The organism is Streptomyces sp. GESEQ-4, from assembly GCF_017948455.1.
Taxonomy (GTDB): domain Bacteria; phylum Actinomycetota; class Actinomycetes; order Streptomycetales; family Streptomycetaceae; genus Streptomyces.
Genome location: NZ_JAFFSU010000007.1, coordinates 18,417 through 38,293 on the forward strand (window position 1 = coordinate 18,417; position 19,877 = coordinate 38,293).

The 19,877-nt window shown below is 70.9% G+C and carries 21 protein-coding genes and 1 pseudogene; 18 read left to right on the forward strand and 4 right to left on the reverse strand.

Annotated elements, in window-relative coordinates; all coding sequences use genetic code 11:
* Nucleotides 1–2 precede the first annotated feature (2 nt).
* The 13 genes and pseudogenes from KCH48_RS15640 (at nucleotide 3) to KCH48_RS15700 (ending at nucleotide 12,687) form a co-directional block, all read left to right on the forward strand.
* Complete coding sequence (locus KCH48_RS15640) at nucleotides 3–629, forward strand: NUDIX hydrolase (protein WP_210574611.1); 627 nt, start codon at nucleotides 3–5, stop codon at nucleotides 627–629.
* A 161-nt stretch (nucleotides 630–790) separates the two neighbouring features.
* Nucleotides 791–2,848 (forward strand): tetratricopeptide repeat protein, encoded by a 2,058-nt coding sequence (locus tag KCH48_RS15645; protein ID WP_210574612.1) that lies wholly within the window; start codon nucleotides 791–793, stop codon nucleotides 2,846–2,848.
* 130 nt (nucleotides 2,849–2,978) lie between these two features.
* Complete coding sequence (gene ald / locus KCH48_RS15650; RefSeq protein WP_210574613.1) at nucleotides 2,979–4,103, forward strand: alanine dehydrogenase; 1,125 nt, start codon at nucleotides 2,979–2,981, stop codon at nucleotides 4,101–4,103.
* A gap of 415 nt (nucleotides 4,104–4,518) precedes the next feature.
* On the forward strand, nucleotides 4,519–5,655 hold the full coding sequence (locus tag KCH48_RS15655) for a ParA family protein (protein ID WP_210574614.1): 1,137 nt from the start codon (nucleotides 4,519–4,521) through the stop codon (nucleotides 5,653–5,655).
* Nucleotides 5,640–6,221, forward strand: coding sequence for a hypothetical protein (locus tag KCH48_RS15660; RefSeq protein WP_210574616.1), 582 nt, complete (start codon nucleotides 5,640–5,642; stop codon nucleotides 6,219–6,221). Before KCH48_RS15655 ends, KCH48_RS15660 begins: the two co-directional genes overlap by 16 nt.
* An 18-nt stretch (nucleotides 6,222–6,239) precedes the next feature.
* Complete coding sequence (locus tag KCH48_RS15665; protein ID WP_210574618.1) at nucleotides 6,240–7,268, forward strand: ScpA family protein; 1,029 nt, start codon at nucleotides 6,240–6,242, stop codon at nucleotides 7,266–7,268.
* Entirely contained in the window at nucleotides 7,265–7,915 is a 651-nt protein-coding gene (gene scpB, locus KCH48_RS15670) for an SMC-Scp complex subunit ScpB (protein ID WP_210574619.1), read from the forward strand. The genes KCH48_RS15665 and scpB overlap by 4 nt, the downstream gene beginning before the upstream one ends.
* Before the next feature lie 11 nt (nucleotides 7,916–7,926).
* Nucleotides 7,927–9,015: a pseudouridine synthase gene (locus tag KCH48_RS15675; RefSeq protein ID WP_210574620.1), complete on the forward strand. Its 1,089-nt coding sequence runs from the start codon at nucleotides 7,927–7,929 to the stop codon at nucleotides 9,013–9,015.
* 109 nt (nucleotides 9,016–9,124) lie between these two features.
* Complete coding sequence (locus tag KCH48_RS15680) at nucleotides 9,125–9,580, forward strand: hypothetical protein (protein ID WP_210574621.1); 456 nt, start codon at nucleotides 9,125–9,127, stop codon at nucleotides 9,578–9,580.
* The gene (locus tag KCH48_RS15685) at nucleotides 9,577–10,134 is read left to right on the forward strand and encodes a TIGR03086 family metal-binding protein (protein ID WP_210574622.1); all 558 of its coding nucleotides are present in this window, start codon (nucleotides 9,577–9,579) and stop codon (nucleotides 10,132–10,134) included. Before KCH48_RS15680 ends, KCH48_RS15685 begins: the two co-directional genes overlap by 4 nt.
* Nucleotides 10,135–10,269: 135 nt before the next feature.
* The gene (locus KCH48_RS15690; RefSeq protein ID WP_210574623.1) at nucleotides 10,270–10,998 is read left to right on the forward strand and encodes an NUDIX domain-containing protein; all 729 of its coding nucleotides are present in this window, start codon (nucleotides 10,270–10,272) and stop codon (nucleotides 10,996–10,998) included.
* On the forward strand, nucleotides 10,995–12,014 hold the full coding sequence (locus tag KCH48_RS15695; protein WP_210574624.1) for an ADP-ribosylglycohydrolase family protein: 1,020 nt from the start codon (nucleotides 10,995–10,997) through the stop codon (nucleotides 12,012–12,014). The genes KCH48_RS15690 and KCH48_RS15695 overlap by 4 nt, the downstream gene beginning before the upstream one ends.
* 3 nt (nucleotides 12,015–12,017) lie before the next feature.
* Nucleotides 12,018–12,687: pseudogene (locus tag KCH48_RS15700) on the forward strand (DNA polymerase beta superfamily protein).
* Here KCH48_RS15700 and KCH48_RS15705 read toward each other — a convergent pair.
* From KCH48_RS15705 to KCH48_RS15720, 4 genes are read right to left on the reverse strand one after another with little or no spacing between them, the layout of a single operon-like run.
* The gene (locus tag KCH48_RS15705; RefSeq protein WP_210574625.1) at nucleotides 12,613–13,356 is read right to left on the reverse strand and encodes a DNA polymerase beta superfamily protein; all 744 of its coding nucleotides are present in this window, start codon (nucleotides 13,354–13,356) and stop codon (nucleotides 12,613–12,615) included. The pseudogene KCH48_RS15700 and the gene KCH48_RS15705 sit on opposite strands and share 75 nt — an antisense overlap.
* A 22-nt stretch (nucleotides 13,357–13,378) precedes the next feature.
* The gene (locus KCH48_RS15710; protein ID WP_210574626.1) at nucleotides 13,379–13,786 is read right to left on the reverse strand and encodes a Rieske (2Fe-2S) protein; all 408 of its coding nucleotides are present in this window, start codon (nucleotides 13,784–13,786) and stop codon (nucleotides 13,379–13,381) included.
* The gene (locus tag KCH48_RS15715) at nucleotides 13,783–14,367 is read right to left on the reverse strand and encodes a DUF6529 family protein (RefSeq protein ID WP_210574627.1); all 585 of its coding nucleotides are present in this window, start codon (nucleotides 14,365–14,367) and stop codon (nucleotides 13,783–13,785) included. Before KCH48_RS15715 ends, KCH48_RS15710 begins: the two co-directional genes overlap by 4 nt.
* Before the next feature lie 44 nt (nucleotides 14,368–14,411).
* On the reverse strand, nucleotides 14,412–15,071 hold the full coding sequence (locus KCH48_RS15720) for a hypothetical protein (protein ID WP_210574628.1): 660 nt from the start codon (nucleotides 15,069–15,071) through the stop codon (nucleotides 14,412–14,414).
* Nucleotides 15,072–15,300: 229 nt separating this feature from the next.
* Between KCH48_RS15720 and aroH the strand changes: the two genes are divergently transcribed.
* The 5 genes from aroH (at nucleotide 15,301) to der (ending at nucleotide 19,854) form a co-directional block, all read left to right on the forward strand.
* Nucleotides 15,301–15,663, forward strand: a complete 363-nt coding sequence (gene aroH, locus KCH48_RS15725) for a chorismate mutase (protein WP_210574629.1) — start codon at nucleotides 15,301–15,303, stop codon at nucleotides 15,661–15,663.
* Nucleotides 15,660–16,745: a prephenate dehydrogenase gene (locus KCH48_RS15730; RefSeq protein WP_210574631.1), complete on the forward strand. Its 1,086-nt coding sequence runs from the start codon at nucleotides 15,660–15,662 to the stop codon at nucleotides 16,743–16,745. Before aroH ends, KCH48_RS15730 begins: the two co-directional genes overlap by 4 nt.
* Before the next feature lie 223 nt (nucleotides 16,746–16,968).
* The gene (gene cmk, locus KCH48_RS15735) at nucleotides 16,969–17,664 is read left to right on the forward strand and encodes a (d)CMP kinase (RefSeq protein WP_210574633.1); all 696 of its coding nucleotides are present in this window, start codon (nucleotides 16,969–16,971) and stop codon (nucleotides 17,662–17,664) included.
* A 53-nt stretch (nucleotides 17,665–17,717) separates the two neighbouring features.
* Nucleotides 17,718–18,305: a 1-acyl-sn-glycerol-3-phosphate acyltransferase gene (locus KCH48_RS15740; RefSeq protein ID WP_210575039.1), complete on the forward strand. Its 588-nt coding sequence runs from the start codon at nucleotides 17,718–17,720 to the stop codon at nucleotides 18,303–18,305.
* Nucleotides 18,306–18,378: 73 nt separating this feature from the next.
* A complete protein-coding gene (der, locus tag KCH48_RS15745; protein WP_210574635.1) occupies nucleotides 18,379–19,854 on the forward strand; it encodes a ribosome biogenesis GTPase Der in 1,476 nt (491 codons plus the stop codon).
* The last annotated feature ends 23 nt before the right edge of the window (nucleotides 19,855–19,877 follow it).

The window sequence follows — 19,877 nt, forward strand, 5'->3', positions numbered from 1 at the left end:
GCATGACCATCAAGGACACTCCCGAGGAGTGGGAGATCCGGGCGACGGAGACCCCCTTCGTGGGCAACAAGACCTCCGTCCGCACCGACGAGGTGGTCATGCCCGACGGCTCGGTCGTCCGCCGTGACTACCAGGTCCACCCCGGCTCCGTGGCCGTCCTCGCCCTCGACGACGACGGCCGTGTCCTGCTCATCAAGCAGTACCGCCACCCCGTACGGCAGAAGCTGTGGGAGATCCCGGCCGGCCTGCTCGACGTCCCCGGCGAGAACCCGCTGCACGCCGCCCAGCGCGAGCTGTACGAGGAGGCGCACGTCAAGGCCGAGGACTGGCGGGTGCTGACCGACGTCTACACCACCCCCGGCGGCTGCGACGAGGCCGTACGGATCTTCCTTGCCCGCGATCTGTCCGAGGCCGAGGGGGAGCGCTTCGAGGTCGAGCACGAGGAGACCGAGCTGGAGTACGCGCGCGTGCCCGTCGACGAGCTCGTCCGGGGCGTGCTCGCGGGCGAGCTGCACAACAACTGCCTGGTCGTGGGCGTCCTTTCCCTGGTCGCCGCCCAGCAGGGTGACGGACTCGACGCACTGCGCCCCGCGGACGCGTCCTGGCCCGCGCGTCCCTTCGAGGCCTGAACACGGTTGGCCCACACCCGGTGTGACCATCGGCTGATCCGATCGGGCGACGTATCCGCCGCGCTCGTCACGGAACGTTGCAGAGCGTGAACTAGGCTCTGAAAATGCCCGAGCCGGAGTCCCGGCGGGTCGGCACGTGTGGTGGGACGGGAGTGTGGCCCGTGACGGATCAGGCGGTGGACACCGGTGGCGTGCGGCTGTCCGCACACACTGCTGCGGAGTCTCGATTCCTGGGTCGCACACGGGAGTTGAAGGAGCTGCGCGCCGACATCGAGCGCGCGGGACTCGACACCCTCTCCGGCCGCAAGGCCCCCCGCGCGCGCGTGCTGCTCATCGCGGGCAGGCCCGGCTCGGGACGTACCGCACTCGCCGAGGAACTGGTCCGGCAGGTAGCGGACGGTTACCGGGACGGAGTGCTGCGGGCCCGCCTGAGCGAGCCCGACGGGAGTCCCGTCCCCGTCGAGCGCACCGCCCGCGAACTGCTCACCGCCCTGGAACTGCCCACCCCGCCCGGCGCCCGTGACGACGACCTGACCGAGGTGCTGCGCACTGCCCTCGCCGACCGGCGTGTCCTGCTCCTGCTCGACGACGCCGCCACCGCGGAACAGGTCGACGCGCTGCTGCCGGACACCGCGGAATGCCTGGTCGTCGCCGTGTCCGGCGGCCCGCTGACCGGGATCGCGGACGTCCGACCGTGCACCCTGGGCGGCCTCGACACCAAGTCGGCCGTGGAACTGCTGTCCCGGCACACCGGCTCGGTCCGCATCACCGTCGACCCGCGGGCCGCCGAGGGACTCGTCGAGGAGTGCCAGGCCCAGCCCGCCGCGCTCATGCTGGCCGGCGGCTGGCTCGCCGCCCGCCCGAAGGCGGCCGTCGCCGACTTCGCCAAGCAACTGCATGCGGAGGGTGACGACGGCACGCCGCTCAGCCGGGTCTTCCGGCTCGCCTACGCGTCCCTGCCGAGCACCGCCGCCCGGATACTGCGTCTGCTCTCCCTCGCGCCAGCGGGCCTGGTCGACCCGCACACCGCCTCCGCGCTCGCCGGCTGCTCGGTGGACGGCGCTCACACCGCCCTGGACGAGTTGGTCTCCCTCGGCCTGCTGCGGAGTGTGCCCGCGCCGCTGCCGCAGTACCAGGTCCCCGGCTGTCTGCACCCCCTGCTCAAGGCGCTGACCGAGACCCAGGACCGTCCCGCCGAGCTCCAGCTCGCGCGCGCCCGCATGCTGGAGCGGACCGTACGGCTGCTGCAGTCGTGCCGGGCGATCACCGAGACCGACAGCCCGCTCGCCCGGGAGAAGCTAGTCGGCATGCCGCGCTCCCTGCGCTTCCCCAGCCCGCGCGCGGCGGCCGACTGGCTGGCCGTCCGCAGGCCCGCCCTGCTCGCGTCGGCGCGGCTCGCGGTCGCCGACGGGGAGCTGGACACGCTGGCGCGGCGCCTGATGGCCCAGCTGGTGCGGGCGATGGCGGCGCATTTCGGCACCCGGGCCGCCGCATCCGACCTGTACGACATCCACCGGCTGGTCCTCGACGTCGCCGAGCGCCGCGAGCTGCCCCGCGAGAAGGCCGCCGCGCTGCTGAACCTCGGTGATCTGGACGCACAGACCGGCCGTACCGCCGAGGCGCTGGTCCGCTATCGCGCGGCTCTGGACGCCGGACGCGAAGCGAACGATCCGTATGCGACCGGGCGCGCGATGGAATCCGTAGGCGGCGCGCACCAGGAGCTGGGGGACTACGACCGGGCCGCCGACTGGTTCGGCCGGGCCCTCGCCGAGCGGCTGGCGCGCGACGAGCGCGAGGAAGTCGCCCGGCTGTACGGCCGTATCGCCGCGGCCCACACCTATGCGGGCCGCTATGGCGAGGCGCTGCGGTGCTGGCGTGCCGCGGTCGCCGGGTACCGCAAGAGCGGCGATGTGGCCGCCCAGGCACGGGCGTTGAGCGAGCTGGCGCGGGTCCAGGAGTACGCGGGACGGCCCGAGGAGTCGCTGCGCACCTGTCACGAGGCGATCGAGTGGGCGCGCCGCGCCGAGGACGTGCGGCTGCAGGCAGCGCTGCAGCTCAGGCTCGCCGACACGCTGGACCGGCTGGGCGACCCCACGGCCGCCCGACTGCATCGCGGGGCGGCCGAGCGCATGCTGGGTGAGGAGCTCCCGGAGAGTGATCCAGAGCCGGAACAAGGTCCTAACACCTACGAAATCCGCAGTACATCCGACGAAGATTGAAGTAATGAAAGGCTAGACAGCGGGAACGCCTTCATTAGACTGGCTCTGCCGCGCCTTCTCCTGCGGTGTCTCCTGGTGTGCCCACGCACGTCCGGGTAAGTCTTGTAATGCACCCTCTGAGCCAAGGACCGTGATCGACGTGAAGGTCGGCATCCCCCGCGAGGTCAAGAACAACGAGTTCCGGGTGGCCATCACCCCCGCCGGCGTGCACGAGCTGGTGCGCCACGGCCACCAGGTCGTCATCGAGCACGACGCCGGTGTCGGCTCCTCGATCCCGGACACCGAGTACGTGGCCGCCGGCGCTCAGATCCTGGACACCGCCGACGAGGTGTGGGCCACCGCCGACCTGTTGCTGAAGGTCAAGGAGCCCATCGCCGAGGAGTACCACCGCCTCCGCAAGGACCAGACGCTCTTCACCTACCTGCACCTGGCCGCGTCCAAGGAGTGCACCGACGCGCTGCTGGAGTCCGGCACGACCGCGATCGCCTACGAGACCGTCGAGCTGCCCACCCGTGCCCTTCCGCTGCTCGCCCCCATGTCCGAGGTCGCGGGCCGGCTCGCCCCGCAGGTCGGCGCCTACCACCTGATGCGCGCCAACGGCGGCCGCGGTGTGCTGCCCGGCGGTGTCCCCGGCGTGCTGGCCGGCCGGGCCGTGGTCATCGGCGGCGGCGTCTCCGGCTGGAACGCCGCGCAGATCGCCATCGGCATGGGCTTCCACGTGACCCTGCTCGACAAGGACATCAACAAGCTCAAGGAAGCCGACAAGGTCTTCGGTACGAAGATCCAGACGGTCGTCTCCAACGCCTTCGAACTCGAGAAGGCGTGCCTCGAGGCCGACCTCGTCATCGGTGCCGTGCTCATCCCGGGCGCCAAGGCGCCGAAGCTCGTCACCAACGAGCTCGTTTCGCGGATGAAGCCGGGAAGTGTCCTTGTCGATATCGCGATCGATCAGGGCGGCTGCTTCGAGGACTCGCGTCCCACCACCCACGCCGAGCCGACCTTCCCGGTCCACGGCTCGGTCTTCTACTGCGTCGCCAACATGCCCGGCGCGGTGCCCAACACCTCCACCTACGCGCTCACCAACGCGACGCTGCCGTACATCGTCGAGCTTGCCGATCGAGGCTGGGTCGAGGCGCTGCGCCGTGACCCCGCGCTCGCCAAGGGCCTCAACACCCATGACGGCAAAGTGGTTTACCGCGAGGTCGCAGAGGCGCACGGGGTGGAGCACGTGGAGCTGGAGTCACTGCTCGGCTGAGCCGCGCCGGACCGGCCCGTGCGGCTAAGTCACCTTTTCGTAAAGGCGATACGTCAACACAGGTCGTCAACGCCGCACACCCGGCCGGACCTTGCCCGACAAGGTCCGGCCGGGTGTGTGTATGGTCACTTTGCGGCTCTCGGTCAACTCGCCTCGAACGTAACCCTTGAACCGATTCGTACACCGGTGAAACCTGCCGTGCGACGGCCGTACGCCCTTGACAGAGGGATGTTTCATTGCCGACACATCCTGCCGGGTCCGGCGGATTGTGTTGCTGCGGACGCCCGACACGCCATAGAGTCGCCAACCGTCGGCATGGTGCCACGCTGACCTGTCTAGAAGTTTCCTGGTCACCAAGGAGGTAAGACGACTTGTGAATGAGTCGACATTTTCTCCCGGGGGTGGTCAACCAGGAATGCCTGCACGGGCCGAGCGCCCCGCGGGGTTCGAGGCTGTCGGCTCCGTAGCGGTGCGCACCTTCGCAGCCCAACAGAGTCACCTGAAGTCAGGTGTGACTCAGCCAGCACACCAGAGCATGGATGGCCATCACGTGAACGCCATGGCCGGCGACGGAAGTGGCGCGCCCCACAACCACTTCGCCGACTACGACGAACTGCCCGACGGGCACTTCTACGATCCCGACGCGGAGTACGAGCCCGACCCCGAGTACGCGGCCACGCTCGCGCCCGACGCTGCCCGCCAGCGCCGTGAGCGCATCGGCCCGACCGGACGGCCGCTGCCGTACTTCCCGATCCCGGGTCCGCTGACCGACCACGGTCCCGCGAAGATCATCGCGATGTGCAACCAGAAGGGCGGCGTCGGCAAGACGACGTCGACCATCAACCTGGGTGCCGCGCTCGCGGAGTACGGACGCCGAGTCCTGCTCGTGGACTTCGACCCGCAGGGCGCGCTGTCGGTCGGTCTCGGCGTCAATCCGATGGAGCTCGACCTCACCGTCTACAACCTGCTCATGGAGCGGGGCATGGCGGCCGACGAGGTGCTCCTGAAGACCGCGGTCCCCAACATGGACCTGCTCCCGAGCAACATCGACCTGTCGGCCGCCGAGGTACAGCTGGTGTCCGAGGTCGCGCGCGAGTCCACGCTGCAGCGGGCGCTCAAGCCGCTGATGGCCGACTACGACTACATCGTGATCGACTGTCAGCCCTCGCTCGGCCTGCTCACCGTGAACGCCCTGACGGCGGCTCACAAGGTGATCGTGCCGCTCGAGTGCGAGTTCTTCGCCCTGCGTGGCGTGGCGCTGCTGACGGAGACGATCGAGAAGGTCCAGGAGCGGCTCAACCCGGAGCTGGAGCTCGACGGGATCCTCGCCACGATGTACGACTCGCGCACCGTGCACAGCCGTGAGGTGCTCGCGCGTGTCGTCGAGGCGTTCGACGATCACGTCTACCACACGGTCATCGGCCGCACGGTCCGCTTCCCGGAGACCACGGTCGCCGGTGAGCCGATCACCACGTACGCATCCAACTCCGTCGGTGCCGCCGCCTATCGCCAGCTCGCCAGGGAGGTGCTCGCCCGGTGTCACGCCGAGTGAGTCTGCCGGGGGCCGACGAACTGTTCCGTACGACAGGGGGGATGGCGCTTCAGTCGTCCTCCCCCCGGCGCCAGGCCAATGGCGAGGCCCGGGTGCCGGCTCCGGCGGGGGACAGCGACGCCGCCGCAGAGGACGCGCCGCCGTCGGTGCCCGCGCAGGGCGGTGACGGAGACGGGGCCGAGCATGCCGCGGCCGACGCGGAGTCGGTCGACGCCGGCGAGTCCCGTATCCGGGCCGCCGCCGCGGAGCGCTCCGCGCGTCGTCAGGGGGCGCAGGAAGGTTCTGCCGGTGGTCCGGCGGCCGCATCCGCTCAGCCCCGCAAGCGCGGGGGCCGGGCCGCCGCGCGCCGGCCCAGCGGGCGGGAGCGGCACGACGAGAAGATCACCGTGTATGTGTCCGCCGAGGAACTCATGGACCTGGAGCACGCACGGCTGGTGCTCCGCGGTGAGCACGGTCTCGCGGTCGACCGCGGGCGCATCGTGCGCGAGGCGGTGGCCGTGGTGCTGGCCGACCTGGAGTCCCGTGGGGACGCGAGCATCCTCGTACGCCGGCTCCGTGGGCGGTAGCGGTAGCCTGCGGGGGCTATGACCTCGAACGACCTTCCCGCCCCCGCGTCCGGCTCCGCCGGGCGTCGGCGTGCGCTTGGGCGGGGACCGGGCGGTCCGCGGGTCGAGCCGGTTTCCGAGGCGGAGCCGGTCGGCGGGGAGCCGGAACCTGAGGCTCCTGAGGTTGTTGTCCCGGAGCCGGAACCTGTGGTTCCCGAGGTCGTCGAGTCGGTCCCGCAGGACGGTGGTGAGTCCGACGGTGTCTTCAAGGTTCGGCTGTCCAACTTCGAGGGGCCCTTCGACCTGCTCCTCCAGCTGATCTCGAAGCACAAGCTCGACGTCACCGAAGTGGCCCTGTCCAAGGTCACCGACGAGTTCATGGTGCACATCAGGGCGATGGGCCCGGACTGGGACCTCGACCAGACGACCGAGTTCCTGGTCGTCGCGGCCACGCTGCTCGATCTGAAGGCGGCGCGTCTGCTGCCGTCGGCGGAGGTCGAGGACGAGGCCGACCTCGCGCTTCTCGAGGCGCGTGACCTGCTCTTCGCTCGGCTGCTGCAGTACCGCGCGTACAAACAGATCGCCGACATCTTCAGCCGCCGGCTGGACGAAGAGGCGCGCCGCTATCCCCGTACGGTCGGACTGGAGCCCCACCACGCCGAGCTGCTGCCCGAGGTCGTCATCAGCATCGGGGCGGAAGGGTTCGCCAAGCTCGCCATCAAGGCGATGCAGCCGAAGCCCAAGCCGCAGGTGTACGTCGACCACATCCACGCACCGCTGGTCAGCGTGCAGGAGCAGGCCGGGATCGTGGTCGCGCGCCTGAAGGAACTCGGTGAGGCCAGCTTCCGCTCGCTGATCGAGGACACCGAGGACACGCTGACGGTCGTAGCCCGCTTCCTGGCGCTGCTGGAGCTGTACCGGGAGAAGGCCGTGGCGCTGGAGCAGGAGACCGCCCTCGGGGAGCTGATGGTGCGCTGGACCGGTGGGGAGGGCGACGCGGAGCCGATGGTGACCGACGAGTTCGACCGGCCGCCCGAGCCGCCCAAGGACGAGGAGAAGAAGGCGTGAGCGAGGAGACCACCGAGTTGCCGGCCGGGCTGCGTGCCGTCGCCGATCTGGAGCTGAAGCCCGCCCTGGAGGCCGTCCTCATGGTCGTCGACGAACCCGCGACCGTGGAGCACCTCGCGAAGATACTGGAGCGGCCCAAGCGGCAGATCACCAAGGCGCTGCGGGAGCTGGCCGACGACTACACCGTGCAGGGGCGCGGCTTCGAGCTGCGGCTCGTCGCGGGCGGCTGGCGTTTCTACACCCGCCCCGAGTTCGCTCCCGCCGTGGAGCGGCTCGCCCTGGAGGGCCAGACGGCCCGGCTCACGCAGGCGGCGCTGGAGACGCTCGCGGTCGTCGCGTACCGGCAGCCGGTCAGCCGCAGCCGGGTCTCGGCGGTGCGCGGAGTGAACTGTGACGGGGTCATGCGGACCCTCCTCCAACGGGGTCTCGTCCAGGAGGCGGGCACGGAACCCGAAACAGGTGCGATCCTGTACACGACGACGAACTACTTTCTGGAGCGGATGGGCCTACGCGGTCTGGACGAGCTCCCGGAGCTCGCGCCCTTCCTCCCTGAGGCGGAGGCGATCGAGGCCGAGACCCAGGAAGGGGTGCCGTCGTTCGACCCGGACGCACCCGATGCGCCCGGTGCAGACGACGCAGACGACTAGACGGAACTTTGATGCGAAGCAGCGGCAGCGGCAAGAGTGGCGGGACCGGCGGGCGGGGTAACAACCGCGGTGCCGGCAACAACAGGGACCAGAAGCAGGGGCAGGGCCAGGGTCAGGGCCGTCCCAGCAAGCCCCGCCCCGAGGAGCGCCGTTACGACGTGGGCCCCGGCGGGAGCCATGAGGGCCCGAAGTCCGGGCGCGGCAGCTCCGCGCGCGGGGGCGCCAAGGGCGGACCCAAGCAGGGCCAGGGCTCCGGGCGGGGGCGCTGGGCTCCGGCCACGTCCCGTGAGTACGACGCGCGGGCCGAGGAGCGCAACCGCGAGCGGTACGCGGGCAAGAAGGACGTCAAGCCGCCCAAGACCTTCCCGGGCGCCGAGCAGGAGGGCGAGCGGCTGCAGAAGATCCTCGCGCGCGCGGGCTACGGCTCCCGGCGTGCCTGCGAGGAGCTCATCGAGCAGGCGCGGGTCGAGGTCAACGGCGAGATCGTCCTGGAGCAGGGCAAGCGGGTCGACCCGGAGAAGGACGAGGTCAAGGTCGACGGGCTGACCGTCGCCACGCAGTCGTACCAGTTCTTCTCGCTGAACAAGCCCGCCGGTGTCGTCTCGACGATGGAGGACAACGAGGGGCGTCAGTGCCTCGGTGACTACGTGACGAACCGCGAGACGCGGCTCTTCCACGTCGGACGGCTCGACACCGAGACCGAGGGCGTCATCCTGCTCACCAACCACGGCGAGCTGGCGCACCGGCTGACCCACCCCAAGTACGGCGTGAAGAAGGTCTACCTCGCGCACATCGTCGGCCCGATCCCGCGTGACCTGGGCAAGCAGCTCAAGGACGGCATCCAGCTGGAGGACGGCTACGCGCGCGCGGACCACTTCCGGGTCGTCCAGCAGACCGGCAAGAACTACCTCGTGGAGGTCACTCTCCACGAGGGGCGCAAGCACATCGTGCGCCGCATGCTCGCGGAGGCCGGCTTCCCGGTCGACAAGCTGGTGCGCGTGGCCTTCGGCCCGATCACCCTGGGCGACCAGAAGTCGGGCTGGCTGCGACGGCTGTCGAACACCGAGGTCGGGATGCTGATGAACGAAGTCGATCTCTAGAAGTCGATCTCTAGAAGCGGCACGTGACGGCCGGTCCCGGATTTTCTTCCGGGCCGGCCGATTCGTTTTGGCGCTCCCCGCGGTCTGTACCGGTGACGGAGGGAGCGGTATGGCTGCGACGACGACGGACCGCGTGGTGCAGGAGACGTGTCTGACGGCGCTGGAGAGCCGTACGCGCCGTCCGCTGCCCCGCGGGCTCGGGGCGCCATCAGAGGCGCCTGAGGAGCCGCTGAGGGCGCCTGTGACGGACGTTCCGGGGCTGCAGTCGCTGCCGGATGCGCTCATCGACCCCGCGACCGTCGTCGCCGCGCGCGGCACTCTGCGGCTCGCGCTCGTCGACCTCGTCGTGGAGCCGGAGGGCGTGGCCGACCGGGAGGTGCTCGACCGGTACGTGGCCGCCTTCGAGAACGCCGACATGGAGGCGCTGGCCGACGGCGTCCACCGGGCGCACTCCCTGCAGGTGCTCACGGTGTCGGACGGCGCGGTCGCGCGGATGACCGTCTTCATCGATCCGGAACTCCGCGAACTCTTCGGCCGCTTCGGGTTGCCTGAGGTGATCTCATGAACTCCGGTGAGCTGTTGGAGCGTTCGCTCGCCTACGCGCTGGGGTGCGTGGCCGGGGTGGAGCGGGCGGCGCTGGGGCGTCGGACGCCGTGTGGGGAGTGGGACCTGGAGGGTCTGCTCGGGCATCTCGGTGACTCGCTGGACGCGCTGCACGAGGGGCTGACCGGCGGGCGGATAGCGCTGGTGCCCACGCGTCCCGGAGCCGACCCGGCGTGCGGTGTCCGCACGCGCGCGTGCGCGGTGCTCGGCGCCTGGGCGGCGTCCGGTCCCGGCGACCCGGTCCTGGTCGGCGAACGGCCGCTGGACGTGCGGGTGATGGCGGCCGTGGGTGCCGTCGAGATCGCCGTGCACGGCTGGGACGTGGCCCAGGCCTGCGGGCGGCCACGGCACATTCCGGGCCTGCTCGCGCTCGATCTGCTGCCCGTCGCCCGGCATGTCGTGGCGGACGAGGACCGGGGAGTGCGGTTCGCCGCGCAGCTCGCCGTGCCCATGTCCGCGCGGCCGGAAGCACGGCTGCTGGCGTTCCTCGGGCGCCGCGATTCCTTTGGGGGGTGAGCCCGGTCCGACGTACGGCGGCCGCGGCGTTCGCGCCGTCGCGCGGGGCCAGTTGAGGGGGTTGTGCGGTCCCGTCGCCCCCTTTATAGTCGTGGTGACTATTAGTTGCGCTGACCATAAAGGGGGCGAGCGGACGTGACCGTGCCGACCGGCTACGACAAGTACGCGCACGAACCCTTCGCCGTCACCGTCGACCTCGCCGTCCTGACCCTGCGCGCGGGCGCACTGCATGTGCTGCTCGTCGAGCGCGGGCAGGAGCCGTACGCCGGACAGTGGGCGCTGCCCGGCGGCTTCGTACAGCCCGACGAGTCGGCGGAGACGGCGGCCCGGCGTGAACTCGCCGAGGAGACCGGTCTGGTGGACGTCTCCGGGCTGCATCTGGAGCAGCTGCGGACCTACAGCGAGCCCGACCGCGATCCCCGGATGCGGGTCGTCTCCGTGGCGTTCGCGGCGCTGCTGCCGAACGCACCGGAGGCGCATGCGGGCAGCGACGCGGCGCAGGCGCGCTGGGTGGAATGCGACAGGGCACAGCCCCTCGCCTTCGATCACGACCGCATCCTGGCCGACGCACAGGACCGCGTCGGCGCCAAGCTCGAGTACACCTGCCTCGCCACCGCCTTCTGCCCGCCCGAGTTCACCCTCGGCGAGCTGCGGCAGGTCTACGAGGCCGTGTGGGGCACCGCGCTGGACCGGCCCAACTTCCGGCGCAAGGTGCTCGCCACGCCGGGCTTCGTCGAACCCGTCCCCGGCGCCGCCCGCTTGACCGGTGGCCGCGGCAAACCGGCCGCGCTGTACCGCGCGGGCACCGCCACCGCCCTGCATCCGCCCCTCCTCCGACCGTCCCGGGAAGGACGCCCCGTATGACCGCCACCACCGTCGCCAAGCGCGCCGCCACCGGAGCCCTCACCGGACTCGCCCTCGGTGACGCGCTCGGCTTTCCCACCGAGTTCGACGACGTGCCGTCGATCCTCGCCAAGTTCGGCCCCTGGCGGGAGATGGGGCTGCCGAAGCCCGCGATCGTCACGGACGACACGCAGATGACGCTGGCGTTGGGGAAGGGGTTGCGGACGGCGATGGACCGGGGAGTGCTGGAGCCGTCGGCGATGGCCGAGTCGGTGCGGCAGGAGTTCATCGCCTGGAACCGCTCCCCGGAGAACAACCGGGCGCCCGGCAACACCTGCATCCGGGCGTGTGTCCTGCTGGAGGGCGACCGCCCTTGGCAGCAGGCCAGCCAGATCGACTCCAAGGGCTGCGGCGCCAACATGCGCGTGGCGCCCCTCGGTCTCATCGTCGGCCTCAGCGACGAACAGCGCGCGGGCGCCGCCCAGTTGCAGTCCGCACTCACCCACGGCCACCCGACGGCGCTGGCCGCGTCCGACCTCACCGCGCACGCCGTACGACTGCTGGCGCAGGGCGCCGAGCCGACCGGACTGGTCGGGCTGCTGCGCTCGTACGCCTTGGAGCACCGCTCCACGTACCACCACCGCTGGCTCGGCGACCTGTGGACGCGCGGCCAGGACCCGACGGCCGAGCAGTTCATCGGGCGCGGCTGGGACGAGTGCCTGGCGATGCTCGACCGCCTCCAGGACGCCGTACGGACCGTGTCGCCCGAGACCGACCCGTGCCTGGCCACCGGTGCGGGCTGGATCGCCGAAGAAGCCCTGGCGACTGGGCTGTTGTGCTTCCTGCTCTTCGTCGACGAACCCCTGACCGCCCTGCGCCGCGCCGCCTGTTCCTCCGGCGACTCGGACTCCATCGCCTGCCTCGCGGGCGCGTTCGCCGGGGCATACCTCGGCGCCGACGCATGGCCCACGGAATGGGCCGACCGCATCGAGTACCGAGGCGACCTGCTGACCCTCGGGGCCCTCTGGGACGCTTGACCCATGATCGACGCCCTGGACATCGACCTGACACCCGTGGTGGCCGAACAGCCCGACCCGCTGCTGTTCGCCACCGTCTCCGGCGCGCACCTGTACGGCTTCCCGTCCCGCGACTCGGACGTGGACCTACGGGGCGTGCACCTGCTCCCGGCCGCCGATCTGGTCGGACTGCGGGAGCGCTGAAGCAGCTCCTCTCGCCGCTCGTCGTGCACACCACCGACGCCCACCGCGAACTCGCCTCCCTCGCCCCCGGCGTCCTCACCAGCCACCACGCCCACCACTACCGGGCCCGCCGCGGAGCGGCTGATGTCAACGTGCGGTGACGCAGTGGCGGCTGTTCGAGAAGACCGGCGAACTCAAGCCGCTGCTCTACACGTTCCGTGTGCTGCTCACCGGCATCCAGCTGATGCGCAGCGGCGAGGTGCAGGCTCATCTGCCCACGCTCCTCGGGGAGATCGCCGAGGCACCGGCCTACGTGCCGGAGCTGATCACGGCGAAGGCGGAACAGGAGCACGGGGTGGCCGATGCCGCCCTGCACGCGCGCGTGCAGGGCGACATCGAGCGGCTGCATGGTGTGCTGGACGAGGCGCAGGCAGGGTCAGTCCTGCCCGATGCTCCGGCCGTGTACGACGCCCTGCACGAGCTCGTCGTACGGATCCGGCTGGAGGGCTGACGTACGGCGGACGCGGATGAGGAAGTCCTCGACGCGCCGGCGGTCCGGTTCGGCGGGCAGTGGGCTGTGCCGGTACGCCTCGTCCGTCTCGGTCGCCAGGCGGGTCATCCAGGACTCGACCTCGGGCCAGGGGACCTCACCGCGTTTCACCGCCAGCAGTGGTTCGCGGCCGTCGCCGACGTCGATCGTGAGCTCGCCCGTGCGCAGCAGGTCGCGGACGCTCATCAGCAGGCGCAGCAGATGCATGGCGTGCTTCCAGCGCGGGGCGCCGTGATTGCGGACGTCGGCTTCGAGCTTGTGGCGCTGGCCCAGGGCGTACCGGGCGAAGGTCTCGTGGGCCTGGCGGGAGAGGAACGCGCCGCGCAGGGCGATCAGCTCGCGGCCCGTGTCGTCGGCGTACTCCACGAGCGGGGAGTGCAGGCACTCCAGGACGTTCGGATTGGCGCGCAGGGCCAGCTCGCAGAAGCGCTCCAGCTCCCAGCTGAACTGCTCCTCGGCCGGCCCGTCCACATGCGTCGGCGGCTTCTCGAAGCGCCAGAACAGGGCAGTGGGGGCCACGAACACGCCACGGCGGTCGGTGTCGCTGCCGTCCGTGGCCAGGCCGAAGGCGCGCGAACCCATCACGCAGGAGTAGATCGTGTGGTCGCGCACCAGGGCCTCGGGCTGCATGCCCGGCAGCGTACGCGGCGGTTCACGCCAGGCGGATCGAATTTCCGTCCACGGTGAGCTGCTTCTCGGGCAGCGCCTTCGTCGCCGGGGGATTCTGCACCGAGCCGTCCTCGATGCTGAACTTGCTGCCGTGGCAGGAGCAGTTGATGGTGCCACCCGAGACGCTCGCCACCGGGCACTGCTGGTGGGTGCAGATGTTCGAGAAGGCCTTGAAGTCGCCTTCCTTGGGCTGGGTCACGACGACCTTCTCGTCCTTGAAGATCGTGCCGCCGCCGACCGGGATGTCGGACGTCTTCGCCAGCTCCTGACCGGGGGAGGCGTTCTCCTCGGAGGAGTCGCCCCCGTCGTCGCCGTACTCACTGCAGCCCACGAGAAGCGCCGCCGCGCCCGTGGCGAGGAGCACCGTGCGCCGGGTCGGGTCAGGGGTCATGTCGTCACTCCGAAGGTGCGGAAGAACCAGAGGGCGGAGGTCAGCCAGACGATCGTCAGGACGGTGAGGACAAGCCCGCCGACGATCGGCAGCAGCCAGTTGGGGAGGCGCTCCGAACGGAGCAGCAGCATCTTGGCACTGAAAGCACCGAAGAAGAAGCAACCCAGGAGGGAGTGCCACAAAACCCTCGTTTCGTACGTCTGATAGCCCAGCGCATACAGGCAGTGCACCGCAACCGGAACCGACACCAAAAACGCCACCCGCCCCGACCAGCGGTGCAGCGCCGACGACCAGCCGGGGCCCGGCAGCCTGCCGTACACCATCAGCGCCGAGACGACCTGGACGAGCGCGAAGAAGATCGCCGCCGTCGCCAGCCACGACTTCACCGCCCCCGTGCTGCTGAAACCGGCGAGATTGAAGGCGATCCCCGCCGGGTCGTGGACCTTGCCGTACACCCCCAGGCCGACCGCCACCGCGGCGGCGACCAGCGCCGGCACCAGATAGCGGGCCGGGTGCGGGCGGCCGTGGCCGGGATCGGGCGAGGGAAAGTCCTGGGTGGCGGCGTTCGGGTCGACGGTCATGCTCGACTCCCGGGAGCAGGGGATCAGGGGGTGACAGGCCGGGATCAGGGGGTGACAGGCCGGGCCGTGAGCTGCTCTCCGTCGACCGTCACCGCACCGGTCTCCGGGTCGATCCGTGGTGCGGGGGAGGGCTCTCCGTCGCGGTTGAGGATGCCGACCTGCTGCGTGCCGCCCTGCCGTACGATCCAGCCGCCGTCGACGTCGGTGCCGCCCGCCCTGCCGGTCGCCCGGTACAGCCCGTCCGGCTTCTTGGCCCGGTCGGCGGTGAAGTCGTAGTGCCCGCCGTCGATGTCGACGGTGCCGCTGATCTGCTTGCCCTCCAGGGTGCCGTTCAGCTTCGCGCCGTTCTTGCCGGTGAGCCGCATGGTGCCGTCGTCCTCGACGTCGCCCTTCAGCCACGACTCCTTGTCGCGGCCGTCGCAGAAATACGCGACCGCCTTGCCGTCACGCAGGGAGACGGCGACGGAGGCGGAGTCGTCCGTCGTGCGGCCCGTGTAGTCGGCATCGGGCACGGGCGTCCGGGACGGTGTGGGGGAGGGGGACGCGGTCGTCTTCGTGGGCGCCGGGGAGGCCTTCGGCGAAGGGGACTCCTCCGTGTACGAGGACGAGGCGCTCTTCGACCCCGTCGTCGCGTTGAGCGACAGCATGAAGAAGCCGAGCACCAGTCCCGCGAGCAGAGTGAACAGTGGTCCGGAACGCTTCATGACGGGCCTCCCCCGAGGCGGGCTTCCCGCCCCATGAGAGCGGACCCGACGGCCGGCGTCCAGAGGCGCACAGGGGTGTTGTGACCGCAAGTAGCGAAATGGGGACGTTCACGTGACATTGTCAGGGTCTGGTGCCCACGTCTCAGCGGGCGGGCGCGGCGCACCCGCGCGACCCGGGCTGACTAGGCTGGACGGACCAACGATCCGTACATCAGCAAGGAGCCAAGCCGTGGCGGTACGAGCGGTCCGAGGCGCCGTCCAACTCGAGGTGGACGAGGCTGGCCACATGGACGAGCAGGTCGGAGCCCTGCTTACCGCCGTCCTGGAGCGGAACGACCTCACCGCGGACGACCTGATCAGCATCTGGTTCACGGCCACGCCCGACCTGCACTGCGACTTCCCGGCCGCCGCCGCCCGCAAGCTCGGCATCGTCGACGTACCGCTGATCTGCGCGCAGGAACTGGACATCCAGGGCGCCATGCCGCGAGTCGTCCGTGTCCTCGCGCACATCGAGTCCGACAAGCCCCGCGCCGACATCGCGCACGTCTACCTCGGCGCCGCGGGCGCCCTGCGCAAGGACATCGCCCAGTGAGGACCGCACTCGTCATCGGCACCGGCCTCATCGGCACCTCCGCCGCCCTGGCCCTGGCCAAGCGGGGTGTCGTCGTCCACCTCGCCGACCACGATCCGGAGCAGGCCCGTACGGCGGCCGCGCTCGGCGCCGGCTCGGACGAGGTGCCCGAGGGCCCCGTCGACCTCGCGATCGTCGCCGCCCCGCCCGCCCATGTGGCCGGCGTGCTCGCCGACGCCATGCGCCGGGGCGTGGCCCGCGGCTACCTCGACGTGGCCAGCGTCAAGGGCGGCCCACGCCGCGAGCTGGAAGCGCTCGGTCTCAACCTGTCGCCGTACATCGGCACCCACCCCATGTCCGGCCGTGAGAAGTCCGGCCCGCTGGCCGCGACCGGCGACCTCTTCGAGGGCCGCCCCTGGGTGCTCACGCCGACCCGGGACACCGACACCGAGGTGCTGAACCTCGCCCTGGAGCTGGTCTCGCACTGCCGCGCCGTGCCGGTCGTCATGGACGCCGACGCCCACGACCGCGCCGTCGCCCTGGTCTCCCACATGCCCCACCTGGTCTCCAGCATGGTCGCCGCGCGTCTGGAGAACGCCGACGAGGCGGCCGTACGGCTGTGTGGGCAGGGCATCCGCGATGTGACCCGGATCGCCGCGTCCGACCCCGGCATGTGGATCGACATCCTCTCCGCGAACCCGGGTCCGGTCGCCGACCTCCTCGCGGACGTCTCCGCCGACCTCGACGAGACGGTCCGCGCCCTGCGCGCCCTGCAGTCCTCCGACGACGCCAAGCGCCGCGAGGGCACCGCCGGCATCGAGGACGTCCTGCGCCGGGGCAACGCCGGCCAGGTCCGGGTCCCCGGCAAGCACGGCGCCGCGCCGCAGGTGTACGAGGTCGTGGTCGTCCTCATCGACGACCAGCCCGGACAGCTGGCCCGCATCTTCGCCGACGCGGGACGGGCCGGGGTCAACATCGAGGACGTACGGATCGAGCACGCGACCGGGCAGCAGGCCGGTCTCATGCAGCTGATGGTGCAGCCGCAGGCGGCCCCCGTACTGACGGCGGCGCTGCGGGAACGGGGCTGGGCGATCCGTCAGTAAGTCGGATGCGGTTCTGCAGCGCCCCGTCACGGGCGCGGGGAACTGCGCGACAAGCCACGACGCAGCCGCAGACGACAGACAGCCCAGGCCCCGCGGCGCACCCTCGGCACAACCCGCAGAGCGCACCGTGGGCCGGACGAGTGACCCGAACCCAGTAACCTTGTGCGGGGCACGATCGCGCCCCGCACACTCCCACCGCACCGCACCAGGAAGGTGTCCATCCGTGGAAAACGGCGCCGCCCCGACCGCCCCGGCCGTGATTGTCGCCATCGACGGCCCCTCCGGCACGGGCAAGTCGAGCACGTCCAAGGCCGTGGCCGCGCAGCTCGGCCTGAGCTACCTGGACACCGGCGCCCAGTACCGGGCGATCACCTGGTGGATGGTGACCAACGGGATCGACACCGACGACCCGTCGGAGATCGCCGCCGCGGCCGGAAAGCCGGAGATCGTCTCCGGTACCGACCCGGACAACCCGACGATCACGGTCGACGGCACGGATGTCGCCGGGCCGATCCGCACCCAGGAGATCACCTCCAAGGTCAGCGCGGTCAGCGCGGTGCCCGAGGTGCGGGCGCGGATCACCGAGCTGCAGCGCTCGGTCGCGGCCTCCGCCGCACGGGGCATCGTCGTCGAGGGCCGCGACATCGGTACGACGGTGCTGCCCGACGCCGACCTGAAGATCTTCCTCACCGCCTCCCCGGAGGCGCGTGCCGCCCGCCGCAGCGGTGAGCTCAAGGGGTCGGACGTCCACTCGACCCGTGAGGCGCTGCTGAAGCGGGACGCGGCCGACTCCAGCCGCAAGACCTCGCCGCTCGCGAAGGCCGACGACGCGGTCGAGGTGGACACCTCCGACCTCACGCTCCAGCAGGTCATCGAGTGCGTCGTCACCCTCGTCGAGGAGAAGCGAGCAGCGAAGTGACGGCACCGACGGAGCGGGGCGCGGAGGTCGGGCGGCGTATCGGCGTCGGCCTGATGTACGGGCTGTGGAAGCCGCGCGTCCTGGGCGGCTGGCGGGTCCCCGCGACCGGCCCGGTGATCCTCGCCGTCAACCACTCGCACAACATCGACGGCCCGATGGTCATCGGCGTGGCGCCGCGGGCCTCGCACTTCCTGGTGAAGAAGGAAGCGTTCATCGGCCCGCTCGCCCCCTTCATGCGGGCCGTCGGCCAGCTGGAGGTGGACCGCTCGATCGCCGACCGCACGGCCATCACCCAGGCGCTGGACGTGCTGGCGGCCGGCGGTGTGCTCGGCATCTTCCCGGAGGGCACCCGGGGCGAGGGCGACTTCGCCGCGCTGCGATCCGGGCTCGCGTACTTCGCGGTGCGCAGCGGCGCCCCGATCGTTCCCGTCGCCGTCCTGGGAAGCACCGAGCGGCCCGGACGGTTGATAAAGGCGCTGCCCGCGCTGCGCTCCCGCATCGACGTCGTCTTCGGCGACCCCTTCGAGGCGGGCGACGGCAGCGGACGGCGTACGCGCAAGGCGCTCGACGAGGCCACCGAACGCATCCAGAAGCAGCTCACCGCGCACCTGGAAAACGCCAGGCGCCTGACCGGGCGCTGAGCGACACTCAAGTAGTGGATCACCCGAGATCGGGGGTTCCACCGATCACCACACTGAACGAGGTACGGACTTCATGAACGACCAGATCCACTCCGACGGCTCGGGCGAGGAGCACGAGCACGGAGCACTTGGCGACGCCGAGTACGCGGAGTTCATGGAGCTCGCCGTCGAGGAGGGCTTCGACCTCGAGGACGTGGAGGGCGCGATCGAGGCGGCCGGCCACGGCCCGCTGCCGGTGCTCGCCGTCGTCGGCCGGCCGAACGTCGGCAAGTCGACTCTGGTGAACCGCATCATCGGCCGCCGCGAAGCCGTCGTCGAGGACAAGCCCGGCGTCACCCGCGACCGTGTCACCTACGAGGCCGAGTGGGCGGGCCGCCGCTTCAAGGTCGTCGACACCGGCGGCTGGGAGCAGGACGTCCTCGGCATCGACGCCTCCGTGGCCGCGCAGGCCGAGTACGCCATCGAGGCCGCTGACGCCGTCGTCTTCGTCGTCGACGCCAAGGTCGGCGCCACCGACACCGACGAGGCGGTCGTACGACTGCTGCGCAAGGCCGGCAAGCCCGTCGTGCTCGCCGCCAACAAGGTGGACGGGCCGAGCGGCGAGGCCGACGCGGCGTACCTGTGGTCGCTCGGTCTCGGCGAGCCGTACCCGGTCTCCGCGCTGCACGGCCGCGGTACCGGCGACATGCTGGACCAGGTCCTGGAGGCGCTGCCCGAGGCGCCCGCGCAGACCTTCGGCACGGGGGTCGGCGGCCCGCGCCGCATCGCCCTCATCGGCCGCCCGAACGTGGGCAAGTCCTCGCTGCTGAACAAGGTGGCGAACGAGGAGCGCGTCGTCGTCAACGAGGTCGCGGGCACCACCCGCGACCCGGTCGACGAGCTGATCGAACTCGGCGGTGTCACCTGGAAGTTCGTCGACACGGCCGGTATCCGCAAGCGCGTCCACCTCCAGCAGGGCGCCGACTACTACGCCTCGCTGCGCACCGCGGCCGCCGTCGAGAAGGCCGAGGTGGCGGTGATCCTCATCGACGCCTCCGAGAGCATCTCGGTGCAGGACCAGCGGATCGTGACCATGGCCGTCGACGCCGGACGTGCGATCGTCCTGGCCTTCAACAAGTGGGACACCCTCGACGAGGAGCGCCGCTACTACCTGGAGCGGGAGATCGAGACCGAGCTCGGCCAGGTGGCGTGGGCGCCGCGGGTGAACGTCTCCGCGCGCACCGGCCGCCACATGGAGAAGCTGGTCCCCGCGATCGAGACGGCCCTCGACGGCTGGGAGACCCGCGTCCCGACCGGACGCCTCAACGCCTTCCTCGGCGAACTGGTCGCCGCCCACCCGCACCCCATCCGTGGCGGCAAGCAGCCCCGCATCCTCTTCGGCACCCAGGCCGGCACCAAGCCCCCGCGGTTCGTGCTCTTCGCCTCCGGCTTCATCGAGGCGGGCTACCGGCGCTTCATCGAACGCCGGCTGCGCGAGGAGTTTGGCTTCGAGGGGACGCCGATCCATATCTCCGTGCGGGTGCGCGAGAAGCGCGGCAAGAAGAAGTAGACAGCGAAAGGGCGGCCCCGACC

Bases quoted from the DNA above. Each gene is read 5' to 3' on its own strand.
- KCH48_RS15665 (WP_210574618.1), top strand. From the start codon at position 6,240: ATGACCTCGAACGACCTTCCCGCCCCCGCGTCCGGCTCCGCCGGGCGT.
- KCH48_RS15720 (WP_210574628.1), bottom strand. From the start codon at position 15,071: ATGAAGCGTTCCGGACCACTGTTCACTCTGCTCGCGGGACTGGTGCTC.
- KCH48_RS15740 (WP_210575039.1), top strand. From the start codon at position 17,718: ATGTACGGGCTGTGGAAGCCGCGCGTCCTGGGCGGCTGGCGGGTCCCC.
- KCH48_RS15710 (WP_210574626.1), bottom strand. From the start codon at position 13,786: ATGACCCCTGACCCGACCCGGCGCACGGTGCTCCTCGCCACGGGCGCG.
- der (WP_210574635.1), top strand. From the start codon at position 18,379: ATGAACGACCAGATCCACTCCGACGGCTCGGGCGAGGAGCACGAGCAC.
- KCH48_RS15705 (WP_210574625.1), bottom strand. From the start codon at position 13,356: ATGCAGCCCGAGGCCCTGGTGCGCGACCACACGATCTACTCCTGCGTG.
- KCH48_RS15680 (WP_210574621.1), top strand. From the start codon at position 9,125: ATGGCTGCGACGACGACGGACCGCGTGGTGCAGGAGACGTGTCTGACG.
- KCH48_RS15695 (WP_210574624.1), top strand. From the start codon at position 10,995: ATGACCGCCACCACCGTCGCCAAGCGCGCCGCCACCGGAGCCCTCACC.
- KCH48_RS15675 (WP_210574620.1), top strand. From the start codon at position 7,927: ATGCGAAGCAGCGGCAGCGGCAAGAGTGGCGGGACCGGCGGGCGGGGT.
- KCH48_RS15685 (WP_210574622.1), top strand. From the start codon at position 9,577: ATGAACTCCGGTGAGCTGTTGGAGCGTTCGCTCGCCTACGCGCTGGGG.
- KCH48_RS15655 (WP_210574614.1), top strand. From the start codon at position 4,519: ATGCCTGCACGGGCCGAGCGCCCCGCGGGGTTCGAGGCTGTCGGCTCC.
- KCH48_RS15640 (WP_210574611.1), top strand. From the start codon at position 3: ATGACCATCAAGGACACTCCCGAGGAGTGGGAGATCCGGGCGACGGAG.
- KCH48_RS15715 (WP_210574627.1), bottom strand. From the start codon at position 14,367: ATGACCGTCGACCCGAACGCCGCCACCCAGGACTTTCCCTCGCCCGAT.